This is a genomic window from Bosea sp. RAC05 (assembly GCF_001713455.1).
GTDB lineage: Bacteria > Pseudomonadota > Alphaproteobacteria > Rhizobiales > Beijerinckiaceae > Allobosea.
This window is the reverse complement of the sequence record NZ_CP016464.1, coordinates 2401249-2412920: the sequence shown is the minus strand read 5'-3', so window position 1 is coordinate 2412920 and position 11672 is coordinate 2401249. Positions and strand designations below refer to the sequence as shown.

Annotated in this window: 14 protein-coding genes; 11 read left to right on the top strand and 3 right to left on the bottom strand. The window is 70.1% G+C overall.

What is annotated here, in order from left to right:
* Positions 1–3 precede the first annotated feature (3 nt).
* Complete coding sequence (locus BSY19_RS14915) at positions 4–684, top strand: aspartate/glutamate racemase family protein (RefSeq protein WP_150129630.1); 681 nt, start codon at positions 4–6, stop codon at positions 682–684.
* A 22-nt stretch (positions 685–706) separates the two neighbouring features.
* On the opposite strand, the gene BSY19_RS14910 is transcribed toward BSY19_RS14915, so the two are convergent.
* On the bottom strand, positions 707–1699 hold the full coding sequence (locus BSY19_RS14910; RefSeq protein ID WP_069054845.1) for a TerC family protein: 993 nt from the start codon (positions 1697–1699) through the stop codon (positions 707–709).
* A gap of 294 nt (positions 1700–1993) precedes the next feature.
* Between BSY19_RS14910 and BSY19_RS14905 the strand changes: the two genes are divergently transcribed.
* From BSY19_RS14905 to BSY19_RS14865, 10 genes are all read left to right on the top strand, one after another.
* Positions 1994–2398, top strand: coding sequence for a DUF4112 domain-containing protein (locus tag BSY19_RS14905; protein ID WP_069054844.1), 405 nt, complete (start codon positions 1994–1996; stop codon positions 2396–2398).
* A 3-nt stretch (positions 2399–2401) separates the two neighbouring features.
* Complete coding sequence (locus tag BSY19_RS14900) at positions 2402–2713, top strand: hypothetical protein (protein WP_069054843.1); 312 nt, start codon at positions 2402–2404, stop codon at positions 2711–2713.
* Positions 2714–2716: 3 nt separating this feature from the next.
* Positions 2717–3184 (top strand): TerB family tellurite resistance protein, encoded by a 468-nt coding sequence (locus tag BSY19_RS14895; RefSeq protein WP_069054842.1) that lies wholly within the window; start codon positions 2717–2719, stop codon positions 3182–3184.
* 19 nt (positions 3185–3203) lie between these two features.
* A complete protein-coding gene (locus tag BSY19_RS14890) occupies positions 3204–3452 on the top strand; it encodes a hypothetical protein (protein ID WP_069054841.1) in 249 nt (82 codons plus the stop codon).
* Between the two features lie 159 nt (positions 3453–3611).
* Positions 3612–4133: an RNA polymerase sigma factor gene (locus BSY19_RS14885; protein ID WP_069054840.1), complete on the top strand. Its 522-nt coding sequence runs from the start codon at positions 3612–3614 to the stop codon at positions 4131–4133.
* 137 nt (positions 4134–4270) lie between these two features.
* Positions 4271–5197, top strand: a complete 927-nt coding sequence (locus BSY19_RS14880) for a FecR family protein (RefSeq protein WP_069054839.1) — start codon at positions 4271–4273, stop codon at positions 5195–5197.
* A 118-nt stretch (positions 5198–5315) separates the two neighbouring features.
* Positions 5316–6353 carry a TonB-dependent receptor gene (locus BSY19_RS28150; protein WP_210184433.1) on the top strand — a complete coding sequence of 346 codons (1038 nt, stop codon included), beginning with the start codon at positions 5316–5318 and terminating at the stop codon, positions 6351–6353.
* Complete coding sequence (locus BSY19_RS28380; protein ID WP_236840574.1) at positions 6265–7611, top strand: TonB-dependent receptor domain-containing protein; 1347 nt, start codon at positions 6265–6267, stop codon at positions 7609–7611. Before BSY19_RS28150 ends, BSY19_RS28380 begins: the two co-directional genes overlap by 89 nt.
* A complete protein-coding gene (locus BSY19_RS14870; RefSeq protein WP_069054838.1) occupies positions 7611–8726 on the top strand; it encodes a TroA family protein in 1116 nt (371 codons plus the stop codon). Before BSY19_RS28380 ends, BSY19_RS14870 begins: the two co-directional genes overlap by 1 nt.
* A complete protein-coding gene (locus tag BSY19_RS14865; RefSeq protein WP_069054837.1) occupies positions 8723–9466 on the top strand; it encodes a siderophore-interacting protein in 744 nt (247 codons plus the stop codon). The genes BSY19_RS14870 and BSY19_RS14865 overlap by 4 nt, the downstream gene beginning before the upstream one ends.
* A gap of 18 nt (positions 9467–9484) precedes the next feature.
* Here BSY19_RS14865 and BSY19_RS14860 read toward each other — a convergent pair whose 3' ends face one another.
* Complete coding sequence (locus BSY19_RS14860; protein ID WP_069057128.1) at positions 9485–10450, bottom strand: sodium-dependent bicarbonate transport family permease; 966 nt, start codon at positions 10448–10450, stop codon at positions 9485–9487.
* Positions 10451–10579: 129 nt separating this feature from the next.
* Positions 10580–11494, bottom strand: a complete 915-nt coding sequence (locus BSY19_RS14855) for a LysR substrate-binding domain-containing protein (RefSeq protein WP_069054836.1) — start codon at positions 11492–11494, stop codon at positions 10580–10582.
* Positions 11495–11672: the final 178 nt, after the last annotated feature.

Genomic DNA, 11672 nt, shown 5'->3' with positions numbered 1-11672 from the left:
CCGATGACCCCGATCCCCGACGCCGCCCCGCGCATCGCGCTCATTCACGCGCTGGAGGAATCCGTGCTGCCGGCGCGGTCCGCCTTCGCCGCGCACTGGCCGGAAGCCCAAGCTTTCGATCTGCTCGACACCTCGCTCGCCACCGATCTCGCGGCGCGCGGGCGCCTCGACGCGGCGATGACCGAGCGCTTCCTGACGCTCGGGCGCTATGCGGCGGCGACGGAAGCCACGAGTGGGCCGGCCAGGGCCATCCTCTTCACCTGCTCCGCCTTCGGCCCGGCGATCGATGCGGTCAAGCGGGCTCTGCCGATCCCGGTGCTGCGGCCCAACGAATCCGCCTTCGCCGAAGCCTTGGCCCTGGGCGGGCGGATCGGGCTGATGGTGACCTTCGCCCCCTCCCTGCCCTCGCTCACGCAAGAGATCCGCGAAATGGCGGGCGCGCCCGTCGCGGTCACCGGCGTCATGGTCGAGGGGGCGTTGGCGGCGCTGAAGGCCGGCGACGGCGCCACCCATGACCGGCTGGCGGCCGAGGCGGCCGCGCGGCTCTCAGGGATCGACACGCTGATCCTCGGGCAGTTCTCGCTGGCACGCGCCCGCCCCGCCATCGAGGCGGCGACCGGGCTTCGCGTCGTGACCACGCCGGAAGCCGCGATCCGCGAGCTGAAGCGGGCGATCGGGGCCTGAGGCGCCGCGCCCGCCCGGCGGCTCAGATCTCGCCCATGCGGGTGGCGCCGCCGCGCGTCTTGAACAGGCTCCAGACGATGCCGGCGGCGATGATGCCGAGCGTGACGCTCAGCGAGATGGCCGGCGGGAATTTCTCCAGCCCGAGCAGGTCGGCGATGAAGATCTTCGAGCCGATGAAGACCAGCACGATCGCCAGCGCCGGCTTGAGATAGCGGAAGCGCTCGATCACGGCGGCCAGCGCGAAGTAGAGCGCGCGCAGGCCGAGGATGGCGAAGATGTTCGAGGTGTAGACGATGAACGGGTCGGTCGTGATCGCGAAGATCGCCGGCACCGAGTCGACCGCGAAGATCAGGTCGGCGATCTCGATCACGATCAGCGCCATGAAGAGCGGCGTGACGAACCAGGCCGGCTTGCCGGTCGCCGGATCGGGCTGCTTCACGAAGAAGCGCTCGCCATGGTGCTCGTCGGTGACGTTGAAGCGCCGCCGCATCAGCCGGATCAGGGCGTTGTTCTCGAGCGCGGGCGGCTTGTCGCCCATCACCAGCATCTTCACGCCGGTGACGATCAGGAAGACCGCGAAGATGTAGAGCACCCAGCCGAACTGGGAGACCAGCGTCGCGCCGAGCCCGATCATGATCGCGCGCAGCACGATGACGCCGAGGATGCCCCAGAACAGTACGCGGTGCTGGTAATGCGCGGGCACCGCGAAGAAGGCGAAGATCAGCGCGATGACGAAGACGTTGTCGAGCGCCAGCGTCTTCTCGACGACGAAGCCGGTCAGGTAGTTCATGCCCGGCTCGGCGCCGAGATACCACCAGACCCAGGCGCCGAAGGCGAGGCCCAGGCCGATATAGGTGCCCGAGAGGACGAGGCTTTCGCGGACCTCGATCGGCCGATGCTCCTTGTGGAGCACGCCGAGATCGAAGGCGAGCAGGGCCGCGACGATGCCGATGAAGGCCAGCCACATCCAGGCGGGCTTGCCGAGCCAGTCGGCGGCGAAGAAAGCGAAATCCATGATCGACCGTCAGCCGGGCGCGACATCGGAAAACGATCCGACATCGCGAACGCGCCGGCAGCGCTCGCCAGAGGGGCCCGGATCAGCGGGTGCGCCCGAGGTGGGAACCGGATTGTCGCCGGTCAAGAGGCGCCATGCAAAAATATTGACCCAGACCCGCTCTTGACGCATGCGATCCGACTCCCAATCTCAAGGCGGAACCCGGGTCCGGGCCCCTCTGGCAGCGACGCTGCGATGTCGGACTCTTCCACCTGACGAGCGCTCACGCGCTCCGATCTTGGGAGTACCGACGCCATGTCGATCGCCTATGACCTTCCTCACCTGCGCTCGCGCACCGAGACCCTCGAACGGCTCGACGCCATCGCAAGGCTGCTCGATTCAGCCGTCCGCGTGCCCGGCACCAATGTCCGCGTCGGTGCCGACGCGCTGCTCAATCTCATTCCCGGCATTGGCACGGCCGTCGCCAAGGGCGTCTCGGCCTATCTGATCTTCGAGGCCCGCCGTCACGGCCTGCCGACGCTGACGATCTGCCGGATGGCGGGGCGCGTCGGCATCGACCTGGCGATCAGCGCCGTCCCGGTGGTCGGCTGGTTCGGCGACGCCTTCTATCGCGCCAACCTCAAGAACATCGACGAGTTGCGCCGCCATCTGCGCACCATCGACGGCGCGCCGCCTTCCGGCTTCGGCGGGAGGGTCTGAGCGATGCGCAACCTCATTTGGCTGGGCGGCCTCGTCGTCCTGGGGCTCTGGAGCCTCGTGGCCTGGGGCGGCCACGCCCTGCTCGACTGGACCAGTAACTGGGCCGCGGCCAATGCCGACATGGTGTCCGGCGTACCCGAGATCGTCGAGACGGTCTCCTGGGCCGCCCGCGGCCTCGGCAATGCCAGCGAGATCATCGTGATCATCGTCTGGGCGCTCGGTGCGATCCTGATCCTGGGCCTCGTCGGTCTCGCCAACCGTTTCCTGGGCCGGCGGCGCCCGTCCCTGTCCCACCCCCGCAACTGGAGGGCTTGAGCCATGCCGACCCGTTCCCACCGCACACCGGCCGATCTGAAGCGCGATCTCGACCTCTGGCACGACGAGGAGGCCAGCCTGCAGATCGAGACGATCGCGGCCGCCTGCGCCCTGATCGCCTATGCCGACGGTGTCGTGCGCCCGGCCGAACACGACAGCATGGCGGCGTCGCTCTCCCGCTTCGGCCTCGTCGACGAACGCTCGCGCAGCGAGTTGCTGGCCGAATTCGAGCACGCCACGGCACGCTTCGAGATCGACCCTTCAACCGGCGAGCGGGCGGCCCTGACGGCCATCGCCCGGCTCGAGGGCAAGACCCGCTTCGCCCAGGCCCTGGTCGAAACCTGCCGGCTGATCGGCGAGGCGGATGGGCATTACATCGTCGAGGAGCAGTCGGCGCTGGTGAAGATCTGCCGGCAGCTCGGGGTCGATCCGGTGGCGACCGGCGCCTTCGCCGCCCTGGCAAGAGCCTGAGGCACGGAGCCGGCCTGCCTTGATCGTGGTTCTCGATGGCCTGATCGGCCTCTGCGCCCTCGCCTCGTCAGCGGTCTGGTGGCTCGCCAGCCGCCAGCGGCTGCGACGCATCAGCCGGCTGGAAGAGCTGGACGCCGCCGACATGAACCGGCTGGTGACGGTTCTCAACCGCACCCAGATCCTCAATGCCCGCGCAGCGCTGCTGGCCTCGGTCACTGCGGCACTGGCGGCCCTGCGCATCGGCATCCAGGCCGTGCGCGACGTCTAGCCCTTCTGCGGCCCGCCGCGGCCGGAAGCCGGCACAGCCTTGCTAGAATCCTTCTAAATCATTGTTCTTGAAGATGAATTATCCATTGTCTATGCCCGGTCCGGTTTAAGGTGCCGCCGATCCCGACGGGAGCGTGCGGCCCAGCCTTCCCGGCGGCGCATGACATCGACACCGACCAATCTTTCGGCGATCTATGCAGCTGAGCAGTCGCGCCTGCGGCGCCATCTGGTTCGACGCGGCTTGTCCGCGCCGGCCGCCGCCGACGTCGTGCAGGATGCCTTCCTCAAGCTGCTGCGGGCGCCGAAGGACGACATCCGCGACGTGCGCGCCTATCTGCGGCGGGCGGCGGAGACGATCGCGATCGACGCCTGGCGGCGGCAACATCGCAGCGAGTCGGTGATCGATCAGAGCGGCTATCCGCAGGAACTCGTGGCCGATCCCGCCCCCTCGCCTGATGCGACGATGATGGCGCAGGAGGAGCAGGCGGCTCTGCGCGCCGCCATCGAGGCGCTGCCGCCGCGCTGCCGCGAAGTCCTGCTGCTGCACCGCTTCGAGGGTCTGAGCTATGCCGAGATCGGGCAGCGGCTGGGAATCTCGCGCAACACCGTGATGGTCCACCTCGCCAATGCGATGACGGCCCTGCGGCGCCGCCTGCGCGACACGACCCCGGCAGCGCTCTAATTCGTTTTCCTGCCGCCATCGTCTAGAAAGGCAGGCCGAGGCGCCGACGCGCGTTCTCGCCGAGCAACCGGAGCCCCTTGCTTGTCCGTGGCGAACAATCCGCGCCCATGCCGCCGACGGGACCGCCGGTGAGACCGATGCCGACCTCGACCGAAGACGACGCGGTCGCCTGGTTCGTCCGCCTGCAGGACGAGGAGGCGACGCCGGGCGAGCGTGAGGCCTTCGAGGCCTGGCTGTCGGGCGATCCGGCCCATGCCGCCGCCTGGCGCGAGATCGAGCGGATCTGGGGCGGCCTCGGGGAGATCCGTCCGCCGCCTGCCGTGGCGCCCGTGCCGGCGCGCCGTCCGCCGCGGAGGTTGTGGAAACCGCTGGCGGCCGCGGCCGCGATCCTGCTGGCGGTCGCTCTCGCCTGGCAGGCGCTGCCCACCGGCCTGCTCGCCGACCATCGCACCGCTGTCGCCGAGCGCCGCGTCATCCCGCTCGCTGACGGGTCGGTCGTGGAACTCGCCCCCTTGAGCGCCCTCGACGTCGATATCGGCGGCGAGCGCCGCCATGTCCGCCTGATCGCCGGCGAAGCCTTCTTCACCGTGGCTCGCGATCCGAGCCGGCGCTTCGTCGTCGAGGCGGGCGGGGGCCGCGTCGAGGTGCTGGGGACCGCCTTCGACGTCCGGATCGACGGGGCCGCCGTCGCGGTTTCGGTCACCCACAACGCCGTCGCGCTGCGCGCCGGCCGTGGCGCTCCCGTCCAATTGGAACGCGGGCAGGCTGCGCGCTATGATCAGGCTGGCGTCTCGCCGGTGTCCGAGATCGACCCCGAGGCTGTCGCCTCCTGGCGCCAGGACCAGCTCGTCTTCCACGATGCCCCGCTGTCACAGGTTCTGGCCGAGCTCGGCCGCTATCGCCGCGGCCATGTGCAACTCATCGGCCGCGATCTGGGTGCGCGCCGCATCACCGCGGTCTTCGATGCCCGGCAGCCCGACGCGGCGATCGCCACGATCGCGCGCAGCCTGGACCTGCGCCTGCTCAGGGCCACGAGCCTGCTCGTCGCGCTGGCTGACTGGTGAGGCGAAAAAAGAATCGTGGCCGCCGCCTAATGACTTCTCCCGCCCGGGGCGTCTGAGCTTTCGGGAGCCGGCATGCCTGCCGCCGCTCCCGGACTCATCGGCACGGGGATCTGGGAACATGGGTGCGGACATCGCTGCGGGAACGAGGCGCGCGAAGGCGGTCAGGGTGGCGCTGCTTCTGGCGGGAACGGCTCTCGCCGGATCGATGGCGAGCGGGACGGTGCTGGCCCAGCCCGCGCCGGGCGCCACAGCCGCGCCGATCATCAATGTTCCCGCGCAACCCCTGAGCACGGCGCTGATCGCCTTCTCACGGCAGACCCGCGTCGAAGTGATCGTGCCCTCCTCGGTAGCGGCCGGGAAACGCTCCGCCACCGTCAACGGTCCGCTCACGGCCCAGGCCGCGCTCAGCCAGATGCTGGCGGGAACAGGGCTGAGCTACCGCTTCACCGGCGCCGGGACCGTGACGATCGAGGGGGCGCGCGCCGCGTCCGGCCGCACCGGTGCGAGCGAGGCCGGCGCAATCGAACTCGACACGATCACGGTGGCCGGTGCGACGATGGCCCGCGGGGGCGTCAGCGAGATCGTCGTCGGCCCGGCCGATCTGGCGCGCATCAATCCTTCCGATGCGCGCGAAGTCTTCGCCGGCCAGCCGCGGGTGAAGGTCGGCGGTTCGACGCCGATGTCGCAGAAGGTCTATGTCAACGGTGTCGAGGAGACCAATCTCGCGGTCACCATCGACGGCTCGCGCCAGAACAACAAGGTCTTCCATCACAACGGCACCACGCTGATCGACCCATCGTTCCTGCGTGCCGCGCGGGTGGATGCCGGCGTCGCACCGGCCGATGCCGGGCCGGGCGCGCTGGGCGGCGCCATCGCCTACGAGACCAAGGATGCGCGACTTCCTGGCCGGCGACGGCATGGGCGGCTTCGCCAAGTCGCAGTTCAACACGAACGGCTCGGTCTTCACCAACAGCCTCTCGGGCTACGCCCGCCAGGGCGGCTTCGACATTCTCGGCTACGGCACCTTCGCCAGGGGCGGCAACTACAAGGCCGGCAATGGCGACGAGGTGCTGGGCACCAAGAGCGACCTGCTGAGCGGGTTGCTCAAGCTCGGCTGGGAGGCGCCCTCCGGCGACCGCTTCCAGATCAGCCATGAGCGCGTGCGCGACGATGCGCTGCGGCCGTTCCGCGGCAATATCGGCTTCATCACCGGGCGCCCCGTCTGGGAGCCGCGCCTGCGCCGCTACGAGATCGATCGCCAGAACACAGTGTTCAGCTACAGCCGCACCACCGCGCTCGGCTGGTGGGACCCCAAGGGCGTGCTCGCCTACAGCCGGACCAATGTCGACACGCCGATCTTCGAGCGCCCGGTCGGCGCGAGCACGGTGCCGGTCAGCTATCCCGGCACCGGCACGACCGACAGCTTCAACGGCAAATTCGAGAACCGCTTCGGCCTCGGCAGCCTCGGCAGCGTCACCGCCGGCGTCGACTTCTACAAGGACAAGGCGCTCTACAAGGACCGCAACTTCCGCGCCGACGAGAAGGCCAGCAATGTCGGGCTCTACGCCCAGGCGAGGCTGACGCCGATCGAGCGCACGCGGATCTCCTTCGGTCTGCGCGGCGACCGGCAATGGTTCACCGGCACGACCGGCCGGGAGTGGGACAATGCCGGCCTCAGCCGCAACATCTCCGGCGAGTTCGACCTGATCCCCGAGCATCTGACGCTCAAGGCCGGCTATTCCCATGTCTGGGGCGGCATCCAGCTCGCCGAGAACTTCATCATGAACCCGGCCTGGAACTACGGCACGGGCCTGAAGCCGGTGACGTCGGACAACGTCACCGCCGGGCTGGTCGCGCGCTGGCAGGGCTTCACCCTCGAAGGCTCGGTGTTCCGGACCGTCCTCGACCATGCCCGCGCCGCCCGTTACGCCGTCGCCAGCGCGACGCTGACGCGCGAGGTCGAGTCGCAGGGCTTCGAGATCGGCCTCGGCTATGCCTGGGAGGACGGGTTCGTTCGCGCGAAGTATGCCGATGTCGATGTCCGCATCGACAATCAGCGCGCCGATTCCGACACCGGCACCTATCTGGCGACGCCGATCGGACAGATCTGGACGCTGACCGCCGCCCATACCTTCAAGGCCTACGGCGTCACCATCGGTGCCGATGTCGAGATCGTGCGGGACTACAAGAAGGTCGCTCCCGGAAACCAGCCGCTCAAAGGCTACGAGGTCGTCAACGCCTTCGTCGAGTACAAGCCGCTGCAGCTCCCCCACCTGACCTTCCGGGCCGAGGTCAAGAACCTGCTCGACCAGACCTATGCCGACCGGGCGACCTATGGCCAGGAGTTCGGCACGGTCACGCCGCTCTACCAGCCGGGGCGCAGCTTCGTGCTCTCGGCGGCGGCGCGGTTCTGATGCGCCGCCTGCTCCGCGCCGGCCTCGCTGCGCTGGCGCTGGTCTTCGCCCCGGTCCAGGCCGGGGCGAAGACGGTCGTCGACCTCGCCGGGCGCAGCGTCACCGTTCCGGACCGGGTCGAGCGTCTGATCATCGGCGAAGGGCGCTACATCCCGGCGCTCGCGATCCTCGACCGGGACGATCCCGTCGGCCGCATCGTCGGCATGATGGGCGATTACGAGGCCGTGGATCCGGCAACCTATGCGCGCTATCGCGCCCGCTTCCCGACGATCGCCGCGATCGCGCGGATCGGGCGCACGTCGCGCGAGAGCTTCAGCCTCGAGCGTGCCATCGCCCAGCAGCCGCAGGTCGCGATCTTCGGGCTTGGCGGCCATGGCCCCGACAGCCGCTCGGGCGAGGTCATCCGGGCGCTGGAGGCGACGGGCACGGTCGTCGTCTTCGTCGATTTCCGCAGCGATCCCCTGGTCAACACGCCGAAGTCGATGCTGCTGCTCGGCGAGGTTCTGGGCCGGCAGGCCGAAGCGGAGGCCTTCGTGGCGGAATGGCGCGCGGCGCTCGCCGTCGTCACCGAGCGGCTGGCCCGGGCCGCGCCCGCCCCGACCCGCGCCTTCGTCCAGAGCCGCGTCGGGCTCGACGAGAGCTGCTGCGAGACGATGACGCGGGGCATGATGGGCCGGTTCGTCACCGCCGCGGGAGGGCTCAACATCGCCGAGGCGCTGGTTCCCGGCGAGGCTGGCGTCGTGGCGCTCGAATGGCTGATCGCCAACCCGCCCGAGGTCTATATCGGCAGCGCCATCGGCGGCGGGTCCAGCCTCGACAAGCCCTGGCTCGCGCTCGGCGCCGACGTGCCCGAGGCGACGGCGCGGGCGTCCCTGCTGCGCTCGCTGCAGCGGCCCGGCATCGTGGCGCTGCCGGCGGTGCGCGCGGGCCGGGCCCATGCGATCTGGCACCATTTCTACAACTCGCCCTTCAACGTCGCGGCGGTCCAGGCCTTCGCCACCTGGCTGCATCCGGCGCTCTTTGGCGATCTGGACCCCGTGGCGACGCTGCGCGGCCTGCATGCGCGCTTCCAGCCCTTCCCGCTCGAAGGCACCTACTGGATCTCGGCCCGATGACGACCACCGCTCCCGCCAGCCCTGCGCAACCCCGCTACGAATGGGATCTCACCGTCGTCGAAGCCTTCGATGTCACGCCGCGCCTGCGCCGCGTCATCTTCACCGCGGCACATCTCGACGCGCTGCACTACCAGCCGGGCCAGGCCCTGGTGCTGCAGATGCCGCTGCCGACCGGCGGCACCGGACGCCGGGACTACACCATCCGCTGGCTCGACCGGGCGGCGCAGCGCCTTGCCATCGACTTCGTCCAGCACGGGCCGGCCCCGGCCGCCGACTGGTCACGCGCGGCCCGGCCGGGGGACGAGATCGTGGCCGCCGGTCCGCGCGGGCGCATCACGCTGTCGGCGGATGCCGACTGGCACCTGTCCTGCGCCGACGAGACCGGGCTTCCCGCCATCGCCCATATGCTGGAGACGATGCCCCCGGGCGCAAGGGCCTTCGCCTTTCTGGAGGTCGACGGGCCCGCCGACCGGATCGCCATCGCGACGCAGGCCCGACTCGACCTCGTCTGGATCGAGCGCGGCGGCCGCCGGGCCGGCCCGAGTTCGCTGCTGCTCGACCATCTCGCCGGCTTCGTTGCCCCGGCCGGCCGGGGCAAGGCCTGCCTCATCGGCGAGACCAGCAATGTCCGGGCCCAGCGCCACCACCTGATCGCGCGCGGCTGGGGGCGCGACCAGATCGCCTCCGAGGGCTACTGGCGCCCCGGCCGCATCGGCGGTCACGACCATGTCGATGACTGAGACGGGGCGCCGCCGCCCTCAGCCATAGAGGGCCGCGGCCATCGCGGCATAGAGCGGGATGCCCAGGATGAGGTTGAAGGGGAAGGTCAGGGCGAGCGAGGCCGTCAGGTAGAGGCCGGGATTGGCGTCGGGCAAGGCCATGCGCACGGCGGCCGGCGCCACGATGTAGGAGGCACTGGCGGCGAGCGTCGCCAGCACGACGGCGCCGCCCTGGGACATGCCGGCGAGCCAGGCGGCCGTGAGGCCGAGACCGCCATTGATGACGGGCGCGAGCAGCGCGAACAGGGCGAGCTTCAGGCCGTTCTCGCGCCAGGCGCCGGCCCGCTCCATCGCCTGGCGGCCGAGATCGAGCAGGAACAGGCAGAGCAGCCCGCGAAACAGGTCGCCGAAGAGCGGCTTGACCGGCACCAGCCCCTCGCGACCGACGACGAGGCCGATGACGAGGCCGCCGAAGAGCAGGACGATGCTCTTGCTGGCGAGAATCTGCGACAGCACGGCCCCGAGCGGCTGCCCCTGCTTCTGGGCCGGGCCGGCCAGCAGGAGTGCCACGATGATCGCCGGCGCCTCCATCAGCGCCAGCAGGGCCGTGACCGTCGGCTCGTAGGTCATGCCGACGCTGTCGAGATAGCTCAGGACCGCGAGGAAGGTGACGGCCGACACCGAGCCGTAATGCGCGGCCAGCGCCGCCGCATCGCGCGCGCCGAGCCCGGCCAGGCGCCGCAGCGCGACATGGCACCAGAGCGGAATCACGACCGACAGGGCCAGCGCCGCCAGGATCGGGACCGCCATCTCGGAGGGCGAGACCGTGGCGAGATCGGCCCCGCCCTTCAGCCCGATCGCCAGCATCAGATAGATCGACAGCGCCGTGAAGACCGGTTCCGGCAGGCGAAGATCGCTGCGCACGAGCGCCGCAAAGCCGCCGAGCGCGAAGCAGAGCGTCATCGGGGAGAACAGATTGGCGGCGGCGAGTTGCAGCGAGGTCATCGGCGGATCCTGATGGGAGGCCGCTGCCGATAGCGCCTCGTTTCCATTGAAGGAATACGAGATCACCAATCTTATCGATTGAATTTTTCAATCCAAACGAGGAGTCCGGCCGGTATCATGGCCGGCCTCTCAGCCTCGCGCCGCCGCGGCCTCGAGCGACTGGACGATATGGTCGCCGAGGCGGTCCGCCGCGGGTGAGCGGGCGCCGGGCGCCCGGTAGAGCACGATCGCCGTCGCCGGCAGGACCGGCAGACGGTGCTCCGCCTCGCCGAGCACGACCAGATCGGGCGGAACCATCTCGCGCGGCAGCACGGTGACGCCGAGCCCGGCCCGCACGGCCGCCTGCAGACCGGCGAGGCTGGGGCTGGTGAGAACGATCCGCCAGGCGCGACCGGCGGCGTCGAGCGCCGCCAGCGCACCCCGGCGATAGACGTCCGGGGCCGGCGCCAGCACCAGCGGCAGCGGCCCGTCCGGCGGCAGGACCAGCCGCGGGCCTGCGACCCAGACCAGCGTTTCGCGCCAGACCCCGGTGCCGCCATCCTCCGGGCCGGCCTCCCCCTGCCCCGGCAGCAGGGCCCGCTTGAACAGCACGAGATCGTACTGCCCCTTGGCAAAGCCATCGAGCAGATTGACGGTGAAGTCGCAGTTCACCGCGAGCGCGACCTGCGGATAGGTCCGGGCGAAGCGGGCGAGCACATCGGCGAGATGCACGGTCGCGAAGTCTTCCGGCGTGCCGAGCCGGACGATCCCGCCGACCTCCGGCTCCATCAGCCGGGCGCGGGCCTCGTCGCTGACATGCAGGATCTGGCGCGCATAGCTCAGCAGCACCTCGCCCTGCGGCGTCAGCAGGGTGCGCCCGCCGCGGCCACCCTCGCGCCGGAACAGAACCTGGCCGAGCCCGGCCTCGAGCCGCTTGATCTGCAGGGAGATGGTTGACTGGGTGCGACCGATCCGCTCGGCCGCACGCGAGAAACCGCCCGCATCGGCGATCGCCACGAAGCTGCGCAGCAGGTCCAGATCGAAAGGCGGCAAGGGTGTCGGCATGATCGGGTCCGGACGCGTGCCGGACAGTCGACGTCGGCCGGAGGGTCGTCAAGTCGCGACCATCCAGCCGACGGCCGGCGCGCGCTCCGCCGGGCCCGCCCGGCGACGGCGCTAACGCTAATGCGAAGACATTGTGGAGTTGCACCCGGCCAAGGGTTATCACGCCTGACCCGCAAAG

Excerpts from the sequence above, each read along its gene's own strand:
- BSY19_RS14880 (WP_069054839.1), top strand. The coding sequence starts at position 4,271 with ATGCCGACCTCGACCGAAGACGACGCGGTCGCCTGGTTCGTCCGCCTG.
- BSY19_RS14870 (WP_069054838.1), top strand. The coding sequence starts at position 7,611 with ATGCGCCGCCTGCTCCGCGCCGGCCTCGCTGCGCTGGCGCTGGTCTTC.
- BSY19_RS14885 (WP_069054840.1), top strand. The coding sequence starts at position 3,612 with ATGACATCGACACCGACCAATCTTTCGGCGATCTATGCAGCTGAGCAG.
- BSY19_RS14860 (WP_069057128.1), bottom strand. The coding sequence starts at position 10,450 with ATGACCTCGCTGCAACTCGCCGCCGCCAATCTGTTCTCCCCGATGACG.
- BSY19_RS14895 (WP_069054842.1), top strand. The coding sequence starts at position 2,717 with ATGCCGACCCGTTCCCACCGCACACCGGCCGATCTGAAGCGCGATCTC.
- BSY19_RS28150 (WP_210184433.1), top strand. The coding sequence starts at position 5,316 with ATGGGTGCGGACATCGCTGCGGGAACGAGGCGCGCGAAGGCGGTCAGG.
- BSY19_RS14905 (WP_069054844.1), top strand. The coding sequence starts at position 1,994 with ATGTCGATCGCCTATGACCTTCCTCACCTGCGCTCGCGCACCGAGACC.
- BSY19_RS14855 (WP_069054836.1), bottom strand. The coding sequence starts at position 11,494 with ATGCCGACACCCTTGCCGCCTTTCGATCTGGACCTGCTGCGCAGCTTC.
- BSY19_RS14910 (WP_069054845.1), bottom strand. The coding sequence starts at position 1,699 with ATGGATTTCGCTTTCTTCGCCGCCGACTGGCTCGGCAAGCCCGCCTGG.
- BSY19_RS14900 (WP_069054843.1), top strand. The coding sequence starts at position 2,402 with ATGCGCAACCTCATTTGGCTGGGCGGCCTCGTCGTCCTGGGGCTCTGG.
- BSY19_RS14915 (WP_150129630.1), top strand. The coding sequence starts at position 4 with ATGACCCCGATCCCCGACGCCGCCCCGCGCATCGCGCTCATTCACGCG.
- BSY19_RS14865 (WP_069054837.1), top strand. The coding sequence starts at position 8,723 with ATGACGACCACCGCTCCCGCCAGCCCTGCGCAACCCCGCTACGAATGG.